At 58.0% G+C, this 16,350-nt stretch carries 14 protein-coding genes; 11 read left to right on the top strand and 3 right to left on the bottom strand.

Translation table 11 applies throughout. The features are described 5' to 3' along the window. Positions 1-165 precede the first annotated feature (165 nt). The 8 genes from BLU01_RS04405 to BLU01_RS04370 all read left to right on the top strand — a co-directional run bounded on the left by BLU01_RS04405 (position 166) and on the right by BLU01_RS04370 (position 11,234). Positions 166-2,997: a 2-oxoglutarate dehydrogenase E1 component gene (locus BLU01_RS04405; RefSeq protein ID WP_092271329.1), complete on the top strand. Its 2,832-nt coding sequence runs from the start codon at positions 166-168 to the stop codon at positions 2,995-2,997. Positions 2,998-3,039: 42 nt separating this feature from the next. Next, positions 3,040-4,269: a 2-oxoglutarate dehydrogenase complex dihydrolipoyllysine-residue succinyltransferase gene (gene odhB / locus BLU01_RS04400; RefSeq protein WP_092271327.1), complete on the top strand. Its 1,230-nt coding sequence runs from the start codon at positions 3,040-3,042 to the stop codon at positions 4,267-4,269. Positions 4,270-4,368: 99 nt separating this feature from the next. Beyond that, on the top strand, positions 4,369-5,805 hold the full coding sequence (lpdA, locus tag BLU01_RS04395; RefSeq protein ID WP_092271325.1) for a dihydrolipoyl dehydrogenase: 1,437 nt from the start codon (positions 4,369-4,371) through the stop codon (positions 5,803-5,805). Between the two features lie 215 nt (positions 5,806-6,020). After that, on the top strand, positions 6,021-7,187 hold the full coding sequence (sucC, locus tag BLU01_RS04390) for an ADP-forming succinate--CoA ligase subunit beta (protein WP_092271323.1): 1,167 nt from the start codon (positions 6,021-6,023) through the stop codon (positions 7,185-7,187). Next, the gene (sucD, locus tag BLU01_RS04385) at positions 7,187-8,068 is read left to right on the top strand and encodes a succinate--CoA ligase subunit alpha (RefSeq protein WP_092271321.1); all 882 of its coding nucleotides are present in this window, start codon (positions 7,187-7,189) and stop codon (positions 8,066-8,068) included. Before sucC ends, sucD begins: the two co-directional genes overlap by 1 nt. A gap of 454 nt (positions 8,069-8,522) precedes the next feature. Continuing rightward, a complete protein-coding gene (gene brnQ, locus BLU01_RS04380; RefSeq protein WP_092271319.1) occupies positions 8,523-9,836 on the top strand; it encodes a branched-chain amino acid transport system II carrier protein in 1,314 nt (437 codons plus the stop codon). Positions 9,837-10,095: 259 nt separating this feature from the next. Further along, positions 10,096-10,833 (top strand): DUF599 domain-containing protein, encoded by a 738-nt coding sequence (locus BLU01_RS04375; RefSeq protein WP_092271317.1) that lies wholly within the window; start codon positions 10,096-10,098, stop codon positions 10,831-10,833. Then, the gene (locus tag BLU01_RS04370) at positions 10,833-11,234 is read left to right on the top strand and encodes an MAPEG family protein (protein WP_092271315.1); all 402 of its coding nucleotides are present in this window, start codon (positions 10,833-10,835) and stop codon (positions 11,232-11,234) included. The genes BLU01_RS04375 and BLU01_RS04370 overlap by 1 nt, the downstream gene beginning before the upstream one ends. A gap of 67 nt (positions 11,235-11,301) precedes the next feature. Here BLU01_RS04370 and BLU01_RS04365 read toward each other — a convergent pair whose 3' ends face one another. Next, the gene (locus BLU01_RS04365) at positions 11,302-11,571 is read right to left on the bottom strand and encodes a hypothetical protein (protein WP_092271313.1); all 270 of its coding nucleotides are present in this window, start codon (positions 11,569-11,571) and stop codon (positions 11,302-11,304) included. A gap of 157 nt (positions 11,572-11,728) precedes the next feature. On the opposite strand from BLU01_RS04365, the gene BLU01_RS04360 reads away from it, so the two are divergent. From BLU01_RS04360 to htpG, 3 genes are all read left to right on the top strand, one after another. Beyond that, on the top strand, positions 11,729-12,205 hold the full coding sequence (locus tag BLU01_RS04360; protein ID WP_092271311.1) for a PaaI family thioesterase: 477 nt from the start codon (positions 11,729-11,731) through the stop codon (positions 12,203-12,205). Further along, positions 12,202-12,654 (top strand): PaaI family thioesterase, encoded by a 453-nt coding sequence (locus BLU01_RS04355; RefSeq protein ID WP_092271309.1) that lies wholly within the window; start codon positions 12,202-12,204, stop codon positions 12,652-12,654. Before BLU01_RS04360 ends, BLU01_RS04355 begins: the two co-directional genes overlap by 4 nt. An 81-nt stretch (positions 12,655-12,735) precedes the next feature. Beyond that, a complete protein-coding gene (gene htpG / locus BLU01_RS04350; RefSeq protein WP_092281460.1) occupies positions 12,736-14,640 on the top strand; it encodes a molecular chaperone HtpG in 1,905 nt (634 codons plus the stop codon). A 236-nt stretch (positions 14,641-14,876) separates the two neighbouring features. On the opposite strand, the gene BLU01_RS04345 is transcribed toward htpG, so the two are convergent. Next, positions 14,877-15,737, bottom strand: coding sequence for a pirin family protein (locus tag BLU01_RS04345; protein WP_092271307.1), 861 nt, complete (start codon positions 15,735-15,737; stop codon positions 14,877-14,879). Positions 15,738-15,798: 61 nt separating this feature from the next. Then, the gene (locus BLU01_RS04340) at positions 15,799-16,215 is read right to left on the bottom strand and encodes an OsmC family protein (protein WP_092271305.1); all 417 of its coding nucleotides are present in this window, start codon (positions 16,213-16,215) and stop codon (positions 15,799-15,801) included. Positions 16,216-16,350 lie beyond the last annotated feature (135 nt).

Raw genomic sequence — 16,350 nt, 5'->3', positions numbered from 1 at the left:
CTGCAGCTCTTATTTTGAAGAAATGAGACAAGCAGGGGCATCCGGGCTGGTACCCGGACTATCAGCGTGATCCTAAGTGGCTTGTTTTAGTCGCTGCATTCGGACTTCTGCAAGTTTGCTCGGTGTCGACGCCGGTGGTGTTCCCCTAACCGAGGGTGACCAAGCATGCAAGAAAGCGTGATGCAGCGCATGTGGAACAGCGCCTACCTATCCGGTAGTAACGCTGCCTATGTGGAAGAGCTCTATGAGCTCTACCTGCACGACCCTAACGCTGTGCCAGAAGAGTGGCGCACCTACTTTCAGAAGTTGCCTTCCGACGGCAACACTGCCACCGATGTTTCGCACTCCACGATTCGCGATCATTTCGTCTTGCTGGCAAAGAACCAGCGCCGCGCCCAACCGGTATCTGCCGGGAGCGTGAGCAGCGAGCACGAGAAGAAGCAAGTTGAAGTGCTGCGATTGATCCAGGCCTACCGTATGCGTGGCCACCAGGCAGCCCAGCTTGACCCGCTGGGGCTGTGGCAGCGTCCTGCACCTGCAGACCTGTCAATCAATCATTACGGCTTGACCAATGCCGATCTTGATACGACCTTCCGTGCCGGCGACCTGTTCATCGGCAAAGAGGAGGCGAGCCTACGCGAAATTCACGAAGCTTTGCAGCAGACATATTGCCGCACCATCGGCGCTGAATTTACGCACATCGTCGATTCCGAGCAGCGTCACTGGTTCCAGCAGCGTCTGGAAAGCGTGCGCGGTCGTCCGGCGTTCTCGGCAGATATCAAGAGCCACCTGCTTGAGCGCGTTACCGCCGCTGAAGGTTTGGAAAAATACCTGGGCACCAAATACCCGGGCACCAAGCGTTTCGGTCTGGAAGGTGGCGAGAGCCTGATCCCGTTGCTCGACGAGCTGATCCAGCGTTCCGGTTCCTACGGCACCAAGGAAATCGTTATCGGCATGGCCCACCGTGGCCGTCTGAACGTGCTGGTCAACACCTTCGGCAAGAACCCGCGCGAGCTGTTCGACGAGTTCGAAGGCAAGAAGAAGGTCGAGCTGGGTTCCGGTGACGTCAAATATCACCAGGGCTTCTCGTCCAACGTCATGACCACCGGCGGTGAAGTTCACCTGGCCATGGCCTTCAACCCGTCCCACCTGGAAATCGTTTCTCCAGTGGTCGAGGGTTCGGTGCGTGCCCGTCAGGATCGTCGTAACGACCCTACCGGTGAAAAAGTCCTGCCGATTTCCATCCACGGTGACGCTGCATTCGCAGGTCAGGGTGTGGTCATGGAAACCTTCCAGATGTCGCAGACCCGCGGCTTCAAGACTGGCGGTACGGTTCACCTGGTGATCAACAACCAGGTCGGCTTCACCATCAGCAATCCGGAAGACTCGCGCTCCACCGAGTACGCGACCGACGTCGCGAAAATGATCCAGGCGCCGATTCTCCATGTGAATGGTGATGATCCGGAAGCCGTATTGTTCGTGACCCAGCTGGCCATCGATTACCGCATGCAGTTCAAGCGTGACGTGGTTATCGACCTGGTTTGCTACCGTCGTCGCGGCCACAACGAAGCTGACGAGCCTAGCGGCACCCAGCCTCTGATGTACCAGCAGATCGCCAAACAGCGCACCACGCGTGAGCTGTACGCCGAACGCCTGACCCAGGCCGGTGTGGTTGATGATGCGCGCGTACAGGCCAAGATCGACGAATACCGCAACGCGCTGGACAACGGTCTGCACGTTGTGAAAAGCCTGGTCAAAGAGCCGAACAAAGAGTTGTTCGTGGACTGGCGTCCGTACCTGGGCCACGCCTGGACTGCACGTCACGACACGCGTTTCGACTTGAAGACCTTGCAGGAACTGTCCGCCAAGCTGCTGGAAATTCCGGAAGGCTTCGTGGTTCAGCGCCAGGTTTCGAAAATCTACGAAGACCGTCAGAAGATGCAAGTCGGCGGCCTGCCGATCAACTGGGGTTACGCCGAAACCATGGCGTACGCGACCCTGGCGTTCGAAGGTCACCCGATCCGCATGACGGGTCAGGACATCGGCCGCGGTACGTTCTCGCACCGTCACGCTGTGCTGCACAACCAGAAAGACGCGGGCAGCTACATCCCGTTGCAGAACCTGTACAAAGGCCAGCCACGTTTCGACCTGTACGATTCGTTCCTGTCCGAAGAAGCCGTACTGGCGTTCGAATACGGTTACTCGACCACCACGCCTGAGGCGCTGGTGATCTGGGAAGCCCAGTTCGGCGACTTCGCCAACGGTGCCCAAGTGGTTATCGACCAGTTCATCACCAGTGGCGAGCACAAGTGGGGCCGTCTCTGCGGTCTGACCATGCTGCTGCCGCACGGTTATGAAGGTCAGGGGCCGGAGCACTCTTCGGCACGTCTGGAGCGTTACCTGCAATTGTGCGCCGAGCACAACATTCAGGTAGCCGTGCCGACGACCCCGGCGCAGATCTACCACTTGCTGCGTCGTCAGGTGATCCGTCCGCTGCGCAAGCCGTTGATCGTGCTGACTCCGAAGTCGCTGCTGCGTCACAAACTGGCTGTTTCGACCCTGGAAGATCTGGCCGAAGGTTCGTTCCAGACCGTTATCCCGGAAATCGATGCCCAAGACCCGTTGAAGGTCGAGCGCGTTGTTCTGTGTAGCGGCAAGGTCTACTACGACCTGCTGGAAAAACGTCGTGCCGAAGGTCGTGATGACATCGCCATCGTGCGTATCGAGCAGCTGTACCCATTCCCTGAGGACGACTTGAACGAAGTCCTGGCTCCGTATTCCAACCTCAAACACATTGTTTGGTGTCAGGAAGAGCCGATGAACCAGGGTGCGTGGTACTGCAGCCAACACCACATGCGCCGCATCATTGGCAATCACATCAAGTCGCTCGTACTCGAATACGCCGGCCGTGATGCTTCTGCTGCACCTGCATGCGGTTACGCATCGATGCACGCTGAGCAGCAGGAAAAACTGCTGCAAGACGCCTTTACTGTTTAACGCCTTCGCGCACCTGAAACCGAATTTAAGGACCCACAGATAATGGCTATCGAAATCAAAGCCCCCACTTTCCCGGAATCGGTTGCCGATGGCACCGTTGCCACTTGGCACAAGCAACCAGGCGACGCGGTAAAGCGTGACGACCTGATCGTCGACATCGAGACCGACAAAGTTGTGCTGGAAGTGTTGGCTACTGCCGACGGCGTGCTGGGCGCAATCGTCAAGAACGAAGGCGACACCGTTCTGTCCGACGAAGTCCTGGGCTCGATCGAAGAGGGCGGCGCTGCTGCCGCTCCGGCTCCTGCTGCTGCCGCTGCTGCTCCGGCCGCCGCACAAGCCGCTGCTCCAGCCGCCGATGGCGAAGACGATCCTGTTGCTGCACCGGCTGCTCGCAAGCTGGCTGAAGAAAACGGCATCAACATCGCTTCCGTTTCCGGCACCGGCAAGGGTGGTCGTGTCACCAAGGAAGACGTCGTCGCTGCTGTTGCTGCCAAGAAAGCCGCACCGGCCGCCGCACCTGCCAAGGCTGCTGCACCTGCCGCCGCTGCTCCAGTGTTCGCCGCTGGCGACCGCATCGAGAAGCGCGTACCGATGACCCGCGTGCGGGCCACCGTTGCCAAGCGTCTGGTTGAAGCGCAGTCGAACATGGCGATGCTGACCACGTTCAACGAAGTCGACATGACCGAAGTCATGGCCCTGCGTTCGAAGTACAAGGATCTGTTCGAGAAGTCCCACAACGGCGTACGCCTGGGCTTCATGTCGTTCTTCGTCAAAGCGGCCACCGAAGCGCTGAAACGCTTCCCGGCAGTCAACGCTTCGATCGACGGCGCCGACATCGTTTACCACGGTTATGCCGACGTTGGTGTTGCTGTTTCCAGCGACCGTGGCCTGGTAGTACCGGTCCTGCGCAACGCCGAAATGATGAGCCTGGCTGAAATCGAAGGCGGCATCGCCACCTTCGGCAAGAAGGCTCGCGACGGCAAACTGTCGATGGACGAAATGACCGGTGGTACGTTCACCATCACCAACGGTGGTACCTTCGGTTCGATGATGTCGACGCCGATCGTCAACCCGCCGCAAGCGGCCATCCTGGGCATGCACAACATTCTGCAGCGCCCGATGGCGATCAACGGTCAGGTGGTTATCCGTCCGATGATGTACCTGGCTCTGTCCTACGATCACCGTCTGATCGATGGCAAAGAAGCTGTGACCTTCCTGGTTACCATCAAGAACCTGCTGGAAGACCCGGCTCGTTTGCTGCTGGATATCTGATAGAAGCAGCTGCAGGTTTCAAGTCTCCAACTGCCGGAAACGGCAGTCTGGCTTGAGGCTTGCGGCTTTAAGCTTGCCGCAAAAAAGAGGATTTTTTGAATGTCGCAGAAATTTGACGTAGTAGTGATCGGTGCCGGCCCTGGTGGCTACGTGGCTGCCATCAAGGCAGCACAGCTCGGTCTTTCGACTGCCTGCATCGAGAAGTACACCGACAAGGAAGGCAAACTGGCTCTGGGCGGTACTTGCCTGAACGTCGGCTGCATTCCATCCAAGGCGCTGCTGGACAGCTCCTGGAAGTACAAGGAAGCCAAAGACGGCTTCGCCATCCACGGTATCAATCACGCTGGCGTGACCATGGACGTGGCAGCAATGGTTGGCCGTAAAGCCACCATCGTCAAAGGCCTGACCTCTGGCGTTGCGACCCTGTTCAAAGCCAACGGTGTTACTTCCCTGCAAGGCCACGGCAAACTGCTGGCCGGCAAGAAAGTCGAACTGACCAAGCCTGACGGCACCGTCGAAATCATCGAAGCCGAGAACGTGATCCTCGCTTCGGGCTCGCGTCCGATCGACATTCCACCAGCTCCAGTTGACCAGAACGTGATCGTCGATTCGACCGGCGCGCTGGAATTCCAAGCGGTACCTAAGCGTCTGGGCGTGATCGGCGCTGGCGTGATCGGCCTGGAACTGGGTTCGGTGTGGTCGCGTCTGGGTTCCGAAGTCGTGGTTCTGGAAGCGCTGGAGAAGTTCCTGCCGGCTGCTGACGAAGCGGTTTCCAAGGAAGCCTACAAAACCCTGACCAAACAAGGTCTGGACATCAAGCTGGGCGCTCGCGTCACCGGTTCGAAAGTCAACGGCGACGAAGTCGTTGTGAACTACACCGATGCCAACGGCGAACAGAACATCACCTTCGACAAGCTGATCGTTGCCGTTGGTCGCCGTCCGGTGACCACCGAGCTGCTGGCAGCTGACAGCGGCGTGAACATCGACGAACGTGGTTTCGTTTTCGTTGACGACCAGTGCGCGACCAGCGTACCGGGCGTTTTCGCAATCGGTGACGTGGTTCGCGGCATGATGCTGGCGCACAAGGCGTCCGAAGAAGGCATCATGGTGGTTGAGCGCATCAAGGGCCACAAAGCCCAAATCAACTATGACCTGATCCCGTCTGTTATTTATACTCACCCGGAAATCGCGTGGGTCGGCAAGACCGAGCAGACCTTGAAGGCTGAAGGCGTTGAAGTTAACGTCGGCACCTTCCCGTTCGCAGCCAGTGGCCGTGCCATGGCAGCCAACGATACCGGCGGTTTCGTGAAAGTCATCGCTGATGCCAAGACTGACCGCGTATTGGGCGTCCACGTAATTGGCCCGAGCGCTGCAGAACTGGTTCAGCAGGGCGCAATCGGTATGGAATTCGGCACCAGTGCCGAAGACCTGGGCATGATGGTTTTCTCCCATCCGACCCTGTCCGAAGCCTTGCACGAAGCTGCTCTGGCAGTGAATGGCGGCGCCATTCACATCGCCAACCGCAAGAAGCGTTAAGACAAGACAATAAGAAACCACGGCGGAAGGCCCGTCGTGAGCCTTGCGTGCAAGACTCACCGCGGAATGTCCGCCGGACGCAGCCTTGCGTAGTCTCACCGGCTATCCGGAACACCGGTTATCCGCAACGCTACGCAAGCAGCAGTCACAGGTGGTGCGGCACTTGAACGAGTGCAGCACCGAATGCGCAGTACCTAACGAAGACGGTAATAAGCATGAATCTTCACGAGTATCAGGGTAAGCAGCTGTTCGCTGAGTACGGCCTGCCAGTATCCCAGGGTTTCGCCGTAGACACCCCGGAAGCAGCAGCAGAAGCGTGCGACAAAATCGGCGGGACCGAATGGGTTGTCAAAGCCCAGGTTCACGCAGGTGGTCGCGGTAAAGCGGGCGGCGTCAAGCTGGTTCGCAGCAGAGAAGACGCCAAGGCATTCGCTCAACAGTGGTTGGGCAAGCGTCTGGTGACTTACCAGACTGACGCCAATGGCCAGCCAGTCACCAAGATCCTGGTTGAGTCGTGCACTGATATCGCTAAAGAGCTGTACCTGGGCGCTGTCGTTGACCGTTCGAGCCGTCGCATCGTGTTCATGGCTTCCACCGAAGGTGGCGTGGACATCGAGAAAATCGCTCACGACACTCCAGAAAAAATTCTGAAAGCCACTATCGATCCACTGGTTGGCGCTCAGCCATTCCAAGGTCGCGAGCTGGCATTCCAGTTGGGTCTGGAAGGCAAGCAAGTTGCTCAGTTCGCCAAGATCTTCGTCGGTCTGGCCAAGCTGTTCAAGGATCACGACCTGGCTCTGCTGGAAGTGAACCCGCTGGTGATCAAGGCTGACGGCGATCTGCATTGCCTCGACGCCAAGATCAACATCGACGCCAACGCCATGTACCGTCAGCCTAAGCTGAAAACTTTCCACGATCCGTCGCAAGACGATCCGCGCGAAGCGCACGCTGCCAAGTTCGAACTGAACTACGTAGCACTGGAAGGCAACATCGGTTGCATGGTCAACGGTGCTGGCCTGGCCATGGGTACCATGGACATCGTCAACCTGCATGGCGGCAAACCTGCCAACTTCCTCGACGTGGGCGGCGGTGCTACCAAAGAACGCGTTACCGAAGCGTTCAAGATCATCCTGTCCGACACTAACGTCGCTGCAGTATTGGTCAACATCTTCGGCGGCATCGTTCGTTGCGACATGATTGCCGAAGGCATCATCGGCGCAGTGAAAGAAGTTGGCGTGAAAATCCCGGTTGTTGTTCGCCTTGAAGGCAACAACGCTGAGCTGGGCGCTAAAGTACTGGCAGAAAGCGGTTTGAACATCATCGCTGCTACCAGCCTGACCGACGCTGCTCAACAAGTTGTCAAAGCTGCGGAGGGCAAATAATGAGCGTCCTGATCAATAAAGACACCAAAGTTATCTGCCAGGGTATTACCGGTTCGCAAGGTAGTTTCCACACCCAGCAAGCCATCGAATACGGCACCAAGATGGTCGGTGGCGTTACTCCGGGCAAGGGCGGCACCGAGCACCTGGGTCTGCCAGTGTTCAACACCGTGAAAGACGCTGTTGCTCAAACTGGCGCGACTGCCAGCGTGATCTACGTACCAGCTCCTTTCTGCAAGGACTCCATCCTGGAAGCGGCATTCGGCGGCATCAAGCTGATCGTTTGCATCACCGAAGGCATTCCTACCCTGGACATGCTGGACGCTAAAGTTAAGTGCGACGAGCTGGGCGTAGTCCTGATCGGCCCTAACTGCCCAGGCGTGATCACTCCAGGCGAATGCAAGATCGGCATCATGCCAGGTCACATTCACTTGCCAGGCAAGGTCGGTATCGTTTCCCGTTCCGGCACCCTGACCTACGAAGCTGTGAAGCAGACTACTGACGCCGGTTTCGGTCAGTCGACTTGCGTCGGCATCGGCGGTGACCCGATCCCGGGTTCGAACTTCATCGACATCCTGAAGCTGTTCCAGGAAGACCCGAAGACCGAAGCGATCGTAATGATCGGTGAGATCGGCGGTTCGGCTGAAGAAGAAGCGGCTGCCTACATCAAGGCACACGTGACCAAGCCGGTTGTTTCCTACATCGCTGGTGTGACTGCCCCTGCGGGCAAGCGCATGGGCCATGCTGGCGCAATCATCTCTGGCGGCAAGGGCACTGCAGACGAGAAGTTTGCTGCCCTGGAAGACGCAGGCGTGAAAACCGTGCGTTCGCTGGCAGACATCGGCAAGGCTTTGTCCGAGCTGACCGGTTGGGCTGTCAAGTAAGCCTCGCGCTTAGCTGACGCTTCACCAAACAAAGGCCACCTTCGGGTGGCCTTTGTCGTTTCCGGGGTTTCGCCCGGCTCCTGCGGCGAGGGGGCTCGCCGCCGTTGGGTTGCAGAGCAACCCCGAAACCGAAGATCGCGTTACCTCAGGCAGATCCATCTGTTCGGTTGCGACTGCTGCGCAGCCGAACGGGGGCAAGCCCCCTCGCCACAGGTCCTTGTGCGGGTAATTAAAATACGTAAACGCGACATCGCAATGTCGCGTATCGGAATGTTCGCCCTCTAACAGTGCGTTTGTCAGGCAAATTCGTTAGGCTAGCAGCCATTTTTGCGCCCGCAGCCCACAAGGCAGCTACGCGCTGAACGGGTCGGCCCTATGCGGATCGACAGCATTTCCCTCACCCACAAGGGAAATCCCTCTCTAAATTCCGATTCAGTAGTGTGGTATTTCCTTAATGAAAGTGTTGAAAGGCCAGGACATTCTGGCACTTGGTTTTATGACGTTTGCCCTGTTCGTCGGGGCCGGCAATATCATCTTCCCGCCTATCGTCGGTTTGCAGTCCGGGCCTCATGTCTGGATGGCGGCGCTGGGTTTCCTGATCACCGCAGTCGGTTTGCCAGTGATCACCGTGGTCGCGCTGGCCAAGGTTGGCGGTGCAATGGATGCCTTGAGCAGCCCGATCGGTAAAATCGCCGGCGGCATTCTCGCCGCTGCGTGCTACCTGGCGGTCGGCCCGTTGTTCGCCACCCCGCGCACCGCCACGGTGTCGTTCGAAGTGGGCCTGGCGCCCCTGACCGGCGAGAGCCCGTTGGCGCTGTTCCTCTACAGCTCGGTGTACTTCCTGCTGGTGTTCTTCATTTCGCTCTATCCGGGTCGACTGCTCGACACCGTAGGACGTTTCCTCGCACCGCTGAAGATTATTGCCCTGGCCGTTCTCGGCATTGCGGCGTTTGCGCTGCCGGCCGGTGACATTGGCACGGCCACGCCTGAATACGTCGCGGCGCCGTTCTCCCAAGGTTTCATCAATGGTTACCTGACCATGGATACCCTGGGCGCATTGGTGTTCGGCATCGTCATCGTCAACGCGATCCGCTCGCGTGGCGTCGAGTCGCCAGCGCTGATCACCCGTTACGCGATCATCGCCGGGATGATTGCCGGCGTCGGTCTGGCGCTGGTTTACGTCAGCCTGTTCCGTCTTGGTTCGGGCAGCCACGAAGTCGCTGCCGGTGCTGCCAATGGCGCGGCAGTGCTGCACGCTTACGTGCAACACACCTTCGGTTCGCTGGGCAGCGGCTTCCTCGCTGTGCTGATTTCGTTGGCATGTCTGGTTACAGCCGTTGGCCTGACCTGCGCTTGCGCCGAATACTTCAGCCGGGTGCTGCCACTGTCCTACAAGACATTGGTCATTATCCTCGCGGTGTTCTCGCTGTTTGTCTCCAACCTGGGCCTGACCAAGCTGATCGCGTTCTCGATCCCGGTGCTGACCGCGATCTATCCGCCGTGCATCGTCCTGGTCGCGCTGAGCTTCTGCAAAGACTTCTGGCGCGAACAGGGGCGCATCGTTGGCCCGGTAATGCTGGTGTCGTTCATCTTCGGCCTGATCGACGCGCTGAAAGGCGCAGGTCTGGCGGACTGGATGCCGGCGCAACTGACTCACTTGCCGCTGAGCGAGCAAGGCCTGGCGTGGCTGGTGCCGTCGGTGATGACCCTGGTGGTCGCAGCCGTGTGCGATCGCATGCTCGGCAAGCGCGCCGAAGCGTTGGCCTGAACCTGAGCGCCCGCCACGAGCGGGTCATCGGTTAAAACAGAAATGCCCCGTATCAATCGATACGGGGCATTTTTTATGCGCCTGAGGCAGTGTCTTTTCCCACCATCCAACGTCGAAGCACTACCCAAACTCCATGTGGGAGCGAGCTTGCTCGCGATGAGTGCATAACATCCAATAGCGATGTTGACTGAAAGTCCGCTATCGCGAGCAAGCTCGCTCCCACAGTTTTGCCGTTACCCAATACATCACAAGGACCTGCATGTCGTTCATCCACGCCAACCTGATCCATCTGCTCGCCGCGTTGTGGTTTGTCATCTGCTGGGGCGGCTATACCCGATACGCGACGTGGAAGGGCCGCGACACCGCGTGCCTGGCCAGCGTGCTGCACCTGTACCGCGAAGACTGGATGCGCCGAATGCTCCTGCGCGACAACCGCATCGCCGACGCCAGTGTGATCGGCAACCTGGAGCGCAACGCCTCGTTCTTCGCCTCAAGCACCCTGATTATCCTCGCCGGTATTCTCACCGTGCTCGGCGCCTCCGAGCGCGCAGTGTCGCTACTCGCCGACATACCGATGGTGCAGCAGGCCTCGCAAGGCATGTCCGAGATCAAATTGCTGTGCCTGGCGATGGTGTTCGTCTACGCGTTTTTCACCTTCAGTTGGTGCATGCGCCAATACAACTTCGCCGCGATCCTCGTCGGCTCGGCGCCGATGATCGGCGAGCGACATGTTTCCGAGCAGGAGCGCAAAGCCTTTGCCGCACGCGCAGCGCGGGTAATCTCGATGGCCGCCAACCAGTTCAACTTCGGCCTGCGTTCCTATTACTTCGGCATGACCATGCTGGCGTGGTTCGTCAGCCCGTGGTTATTCATGTTGATGAGCACCGGCGTGGTGTTGGTGTTATACCGTCGCGAGTTTCATTCCGACGTTCTCGACGTGATGGTCTATACCCCTACAGAGGCACCCTTGCCCGACGCCAATAAAGAGGCCGCTTGATGAGTATTCCGTTCTGGTGTGTGTTTATCAGCGCACTGCTGATTTATGTAGCGCGTATGCCCGTGGCCAAAGCCATGAAAGAGCAGGGCGGTTACAACAACAATCTGCCGCGTCAGCAACAGGCGCAACTGACCGGTTTCGGCGCTCGCGCACTGGCGGCGCATCAAAACAGTATTGAAGCGTTTATTCTGTTTGCCGTCGGTGTGCTGATGGCGCATACCACGCAAACGGCGGGATGGCTGATTGATTCACTGGCAATCATCTTTGTGATTGCACGCATCATCTACTTGCTGTGCTATTGGGGCGATCTGGCGTGGCAGCGCAGCCTGGTATGGCTGGTCGGCTTGATCTGTTCGTTGTTGCTGATGATTAGTCCGACTTTTAGAACGGTGTTGCTCTAACACGACAAATAACAGGCAAAAGAAAACCCGCACTAGGCGGGTTTTCTTTTATCACGCTAAAAACGACTTAGTTTTTAGGTGCTTCTACTGGAGCGGCTGGAGCTACAGGGGCAGTGCCTTCCTGAGCGGCAGCTTTGTTCGATTCAGCCTGATCTTTGGCGGCTTCGGCGTTTTCTTTCGCCGCGTCGTTCACTTTATCCTGAGCTTCGTTCATTTTTTCCTGAGCTTGCTCAGCATGTTGGTTGGCATCTTGAGCTTTGTCCTCGGATTTTTTATCGCAAGCAGCGAGACCGAGGGAAGCGGTCAACATCAAGGCAATAGCTAAAGTCTTACGCATGGGGTGTATCTCCTTATGGATATTATCTACTGGCCTTTCGAGCTCAGGCGTCAGCGATAAGTTCCTCATTTCACACAGATATATAAGTTTTTATCCGGCGGAACTTTTACAGCACCCACCGACGCTTTACCAGCGAACTAAAAAGAGTTTTCCTCAAATGGCCGAAAACCCCGTTTTTGAGCGTGCGACGCGCTTTTTATCAGCATTGAGACACTGCCAGGTACTCGGTTTGCGCGTGCACAGCGCCAGTGAAGATGGACTAACGGTAGTCCTTCCTTACAGCCCGCAAATCGTCGGCAATCCACAAACCGGAGTCATTCACGGCGGCGCGTTGACCTCGCTGATGGACACCGCGTGCGGCATGTCGACGTTGTGCGTGTTGCCGGAATTCGAAGTGTGCCCGACCCTCGATCTGCGCATCGACTACATGCACGCCGCCGAACCGCATAAAGATGTCTACGGTTTCGCCCAATGTTATCGGGTGACCACCGACGTGATCTTCGCTCGAGGTTTTGCTTATCAGGACGATTCCGAGCAGCCCATCGCGCATGTCGTCGGCACCTTCATGCGCATGGGCAAAGGCATCAAGGGCACTAAAGGCTTCGGCGGTGTGGTTGCAGGGGAGAAGAAATGAGCGATTCGTTCAAGGAGCAACTGCAGCAAGCGCACGAGCAGGGCGACTACGCTTCGCTGCTGCACCTGATTCCCTACGCCAAGCTGATTGGGATTGAATGCTCGCGGGTCGGCGATGAGCTGCTGTTTCGTTTGCCGGCGAACAAGGACAATATTGGTAACCCTTTATTACCGGCAATCCATGGCGGGGTGATTGCCGGGTTCATGGAGCTGTCGGCGGCGTTGCATTTGCTGATTTTTACCGGTTCGCCGGGTGTGCCGAAGATCATCGACTTTTCCCTCGATTACCTGCGCGCCGGGCAGTTTCGCGATACCTGGGCGCGTTGCCAGGTGTGTCGGCAGGGCCGGCGCGTGGCGAATGTGGCGGTTACGGCGTGGCAAAGCACCGAAGCCGAGCCGATTGCCACCGCGCGCGGGCATTTCAAAATCGAAGAGCCCTTGAAATCCTGAACTCAGCCCCAAACTCTGATGACAACCCGCCGTCGACCCTGAAGGTCGCGGCCACTGCCATCTGATTGGAGTTTGATGACCATGAGTGTGGAAACTCAAAAGGAAACCCTGGGCTTCCAGACCGAGGTGAAGCAACTGCTGCACCTCATGATCCATTCGCTGTATTCCAACAAGGAAATTTTCCTTCGCGAATTGATCTCGAACGCCTCTGACGCTGTCGACAAATTACGCTTCGAAGCCCTGTCCAAGCCTGAGTTGCTGGAAGGTGGCGCTGAACTGAAAATCCGTGTGAGCTTCGACAAAGACGCGAAAACCGTCACCCTCGAAGACAACGGCATCGGCATGAGCCGCGAAGACGCGATCACCCACTTGGGCACCATCGCCAAGTCCGGCACCGCTGATTTCATGAAACACCTGTCCGGCGATCAGAAGAAGGATTCGCACCTGATCGGTCAGTTCGGCGTCGGTTTCTACTCTGCATTCATCGTTGCCGACAAGGTTGACGTGTTCAGCCGTCGTGCCGGCGCTGCTGCGAGCGAAGGCGTGCACTGGTCGTCGAAAGGCGAGGGCGACTTCGAAGTGGCCACCGTCGAGAAGGCTGAGCGTGGCACCCGCATCGTTCTGCACCTGAAATCCGGTGAAGACGAGTTCGCTGACGGCTACCGTCTGCGCAACATCATCAAGAAATACTCCGACCACATCGCTTTGCCGATCGAGCTGCCGAAAGAAGTGGCTGCCGCTGAAGGCGAAGAGCAGCCAGCCGTTGAGTGGGAAACCGTCAACCGTGCCAGCGCCCTGTGGACCCGTCCTCGCACCGAGATCAAGGACGAGGAATACCAGGAGTTCTACAAACACATCGCTCACGATTTCGAAAATCCGCTGAGCTGGAGCCACAACAAGGTCGAAGGCAAGCTCGAATACAGCTCGCTGCTCTACGTGCCGACCCGTGCGCCGTTCGACCTGTACCAGCGTGAAGCGCCGAAAGGCCTGAAGCTGTACGTGCAACGCGTGTTCGTGATGGATCAGGCCGAGTCGTTCCTGCCGCTGTACCTGCGCTTCATCAAAGGCGTGGTCGATTCCAACGACTTGTCGCTGAACGTGTCGCGGGAAATCCTGCAGAAAGACCCGATCATCGATTCGATGAAATCGGCGCTGACCAAGCGTGTTCTCGACATGCTGGAAAAACTGGCGAAGAACGAGCCTGAGCAATACAAAGGCTTCTGGAAAAACTTCGGTCAGGTCATGAAAGAAGGCCCGGCAGAAGATTTCGCCAACAAGGAAAAAATCGCCGGCCTGCTGCGTTTTGCCTCCACTCAGGGCGAAGAAGGCGAGCAAGTGGTCGGTCTGGCCGATTACCTGGCTCGCGCCAAGGAAGGTCAGGACAAGATCTACTACCTGACCGGCGAGACCTACGCGCAAGTCAAAAACAGCCCGCACCTGGAAGTCTTCCGCAAGAAAGGCATCGAAGTGCTGCTGCTGACCGACCGCATCGACGAGTGGCTGATGAGCTACCTCAGCGATTTCGACGGCAAGAGCTTTGTCGACGTGGCGCGCGGTGATCTGGACCTCGGCAATCTGGACTCGGAAGAGGACAAGAAAGCTGCGGAAGAAGTCGCCAAGTCCAAAGAAGGTCTGGTTGAGCGTCTGAAAACCGCACTGGGCGATTCCGTCGCTGAAGTCCGGGTTTCCCATCGTCTGACCGATTCCCCGGCGATTCTCGCGATTGGCGAGCAAGACCTGGGCCTGCAAATGCGTCAGATCCTTGAAGCGAGCGGGCAGAAGGTTCCGGATTCGAAGCCGATTTTCGAATTCAACCCGGCGCATCCGCTGATCGAGAAACTCGACGCCGAACAGAGCGACGAGCGCTTCGGCGACCTGTCGCACATCCTGTTCGATCAAGCGGCCCTGGCGGCCGGCGACAGCTTGAAAGACCCGGCAGCCTACGTGCGCCGTCTCAACAAGCTGTTGGTTGAACTGTCGGTTTAACCGAGCTGCAGAAAAAAACCCGCTTCGGCGGGTTTTTTTGTTTCTGCCCTTGGGCGCTTTTCGCGCAGGGATTTCACTGTATCGGCGTCAGTGCCGGCCTCATCGCGAGCAGGCTCATTCCTACCCTGGAATGCATTCCCCCGTAGGAGCGAGGCTTGCCCGCGAAGGCAATGTCATTGACACCCCATCTCGGAGCAAGCCTGCTCGCGATGGCGCACTAACCGGCGCCGACGATCTCACGGCAACTCAATCCGCTCGCTTTCCCCCGGCACCGTCGGCCAATCCCCGGCCGCCCAGCGCCGCCGCGCTTCATCGATCGCGGCCGGATCGCTCGCAACAAAATTCCAGTTGATCCGCCGTGGCCCGTCCAGCGCAGCGCCGCCAAACAGCACCGCATGGCAATCGCTCTCGGCGAACAACGTCATCTCTTCACCCGTCGGCAACACCACCAGCGAATGCGCTTCAACCGCCTCGCCATCCAGCTGCACTTCACCGTCCAGCACATACAGCGCGCGCTCTTCATGCTCGGTCGGGATCAACAAAGTCGTCGCGGTCTGCAGGTGCAGTTCCGCGTACAGCGTAGGAGAAAGCACTGGCACCGGCGATTCCAGGCAAAAGCCTGACCCGGCAATCATCCGAATCTTCACCCCAAGGTTATCGCTGACCGGCAACGTCGCTGCCGGGTGATGGCTGTAATGCCCCGGACCCTGCTCGTGCTCCTTGGGCGACGCCAGCCAAACCTGCAAGCCATGCATCGAAAACCCGCTTTCCTGCAGCGCTTGCGGCGTGCGCTCGACATGCGCAATCGCGCTGCCAGCCGTCATCCAGCTGACGTCCCCGGCGTCCACCACCTGATCGGAGCCGAGGCTGTCCTTGTGCTGGAGTTGCCCAACAAACAAATAGGTGAGAGTCGACAGACCAATGTGTGGATGTTGGCGGATGTTCATGCCGCGGCCCGGCGGATAGCGGGTTTCGAGCATGTGATCGAAAAACACGAAAGGCCCGACACTGCGGCATTTGGCTGAGGGTAATGGACGAAGAATCGGCTGACCTTCGACATCTTCGGCGCGGGGGCGAATCACGAGCGGAGTGTTCATGTTGCATTCCAGGCTGAGCGGGTGATGCGTGGAGCATAACCCGCTCGCGCAGCCGGTGCCGCTACTGGCTGAAAGCGCCTTCGGACAGATGGGTTTCGATGCTCACTTCGGAGGTGGTCATCAATTTGTGCACCGGGCAGCGATCAGCCACGCGGTGCAGCTCTTCGCGCTGGGCGTCGGTGAGCACGCCTTTGAGCGTCAGTTTGACGTGCAGCGCATATTTGCCCTGCTGCTCCTGACTGTTGTCGCGTTTGACCTCGACGGTGACACCGGTCAGCGGAATGTCTTTTTTCTTCGCGTACATCTTCAGCGTCAGTGCTTTGCAGGCACCCAGCGCGGCGTCGAAATAGTCGTGAGGCTCCGGCGCCGTGCCTTCGCCGCCGGCCGTGGTCGGCACATCGGCAAAGAGTTCGTGGTCATCGATCTGGACGCTGTGACGAAAACCTTCACTGGAAACGGTATTAACGGTAACAGTCATGGGAAACCTCATCGGCAGTAGGAAAAGTCATTCGATCAAAAAAGGACCCTGAAGTTATAGAGCATCTGTGCTGTTCTGCGTTCCACTTTCCTGCTCGATGAACCCTGATCAGCGCCGCGCGGTCTATCACGCTAA

Source organism: Pseudomonas prosekii, assembly GCF_900105155.1.
Lineage (GTDB): Bacteria > Pseudomonadota > Gammaproteobacteria > Pseudomonadales > Pseudomonadaceae > Aquipseudomonas > Aquipseudomonas prosekii.
The sequence above is the reverse complement of the archived record's forward strand: the minus strand, read 5'-3'. Positions and strand labels throughout refer to the sequence as shown.

Excerpts from the sequence above, each read along its gene's own strand:
- odhB (WP_092271327.1), top strand. The coding sequence starts at position 3,040 with ATGGCTATCGAAATCAAAGCCCCCACTTTCCCGGAATCGGTTGCCGAT.
- htpG (WP_092281460.1), top strand. The coding sequence starts at position 12,736 with ATGAGTGTGGAAACTCAAAAGGAAACCCTGGGCTTCCAGACCGAGGTG.
- BLU01_RS04345 (WP_092271307.1), bottom strand. The coding sequence starts at position 15,737 with ATGAACACTCCGCTCGTGATTCGCCCCCGCGCCGAAGATGTCGAAGGT.
- BLU01_RS04340 (WP_092271305.1), bottom strand. The coding sequence starts at position 16,215 with ATGACTGTTACCGTTAATACCGTTTCCAGTGAAGGTTTTCGTCACAGC.
- BLU01_RS04365 (WP_092271313.1), bottom strand. The coding sequence starts at position 11,571 with ATGCGTAAGACTTTAGCTATTGCCTTGATGTTGACCGCTTCCCTCGGT.
- BLU01_RS04405 (WP_092271329.1), top strand. The coding sequence starts at position 166 with ATGCAAGAAAGCGTGATGCAGCGCATGTGGAACAGCGCCTACCTATCC.
- lpdA (WP_092271325.1), top strand. The coding sequence starts at position 4,369 with ATGTCGCAGAAATTTGACGTAGTAGTGATCGGTGCCGGCCCTGGTGGC.
- sucC (WP_092271323.1), top strand. The coding sequence starts at position 6,021 with ATGAATCTTCACGAGTATCAGGGTAAGCAGCTGTTCGCTGAGTACGGC.
- sucD (WP_092271321.1), top strand. The coding sequence starts at position 7,187 with ATGAGCGTCCTGATCAATAAAGACACCAAAGTTATCTGCCAGGGTATT.
- BLU01_RS04355 (WP_092271309.1), top strand. The coding sequence starts at position 12,202 with ATGAGCGATTCGTTCAAGGAGCAACTGCAGCAAGCGCACGAGCAGGGC.
- BLU01_RS04375 (WP_092271317.1), top strand. The coding sequence starts at position 10,096 with ATGTCGTTCATCCACGCCAACCTGATCCATCTGCTCGCCGCGTTGTGG.
- BLU01_RS04360 (WP_092271311.1), top strand. The coding sequence starts at position 11,729 with ATGGCCGAAAACCCCGTTTTTGAGCGTGCGACGCGCTTTTTATCAGCA.
- brnQ (WP_092271319.1), top strand. The coding sequence starts at position 8,523 with ATGAAAGTGTTGAAAGGCCAGGACATTCTGGCACTTGGTTTTATGACG.
- BLU01_RS04370 (WP_092271315.1), top strand. The coding sequence starts at position 10,833 with ATGAGTATTCCGTTCTGGTGTGTGTTTATCAGCGCACTGCTGATTTAT.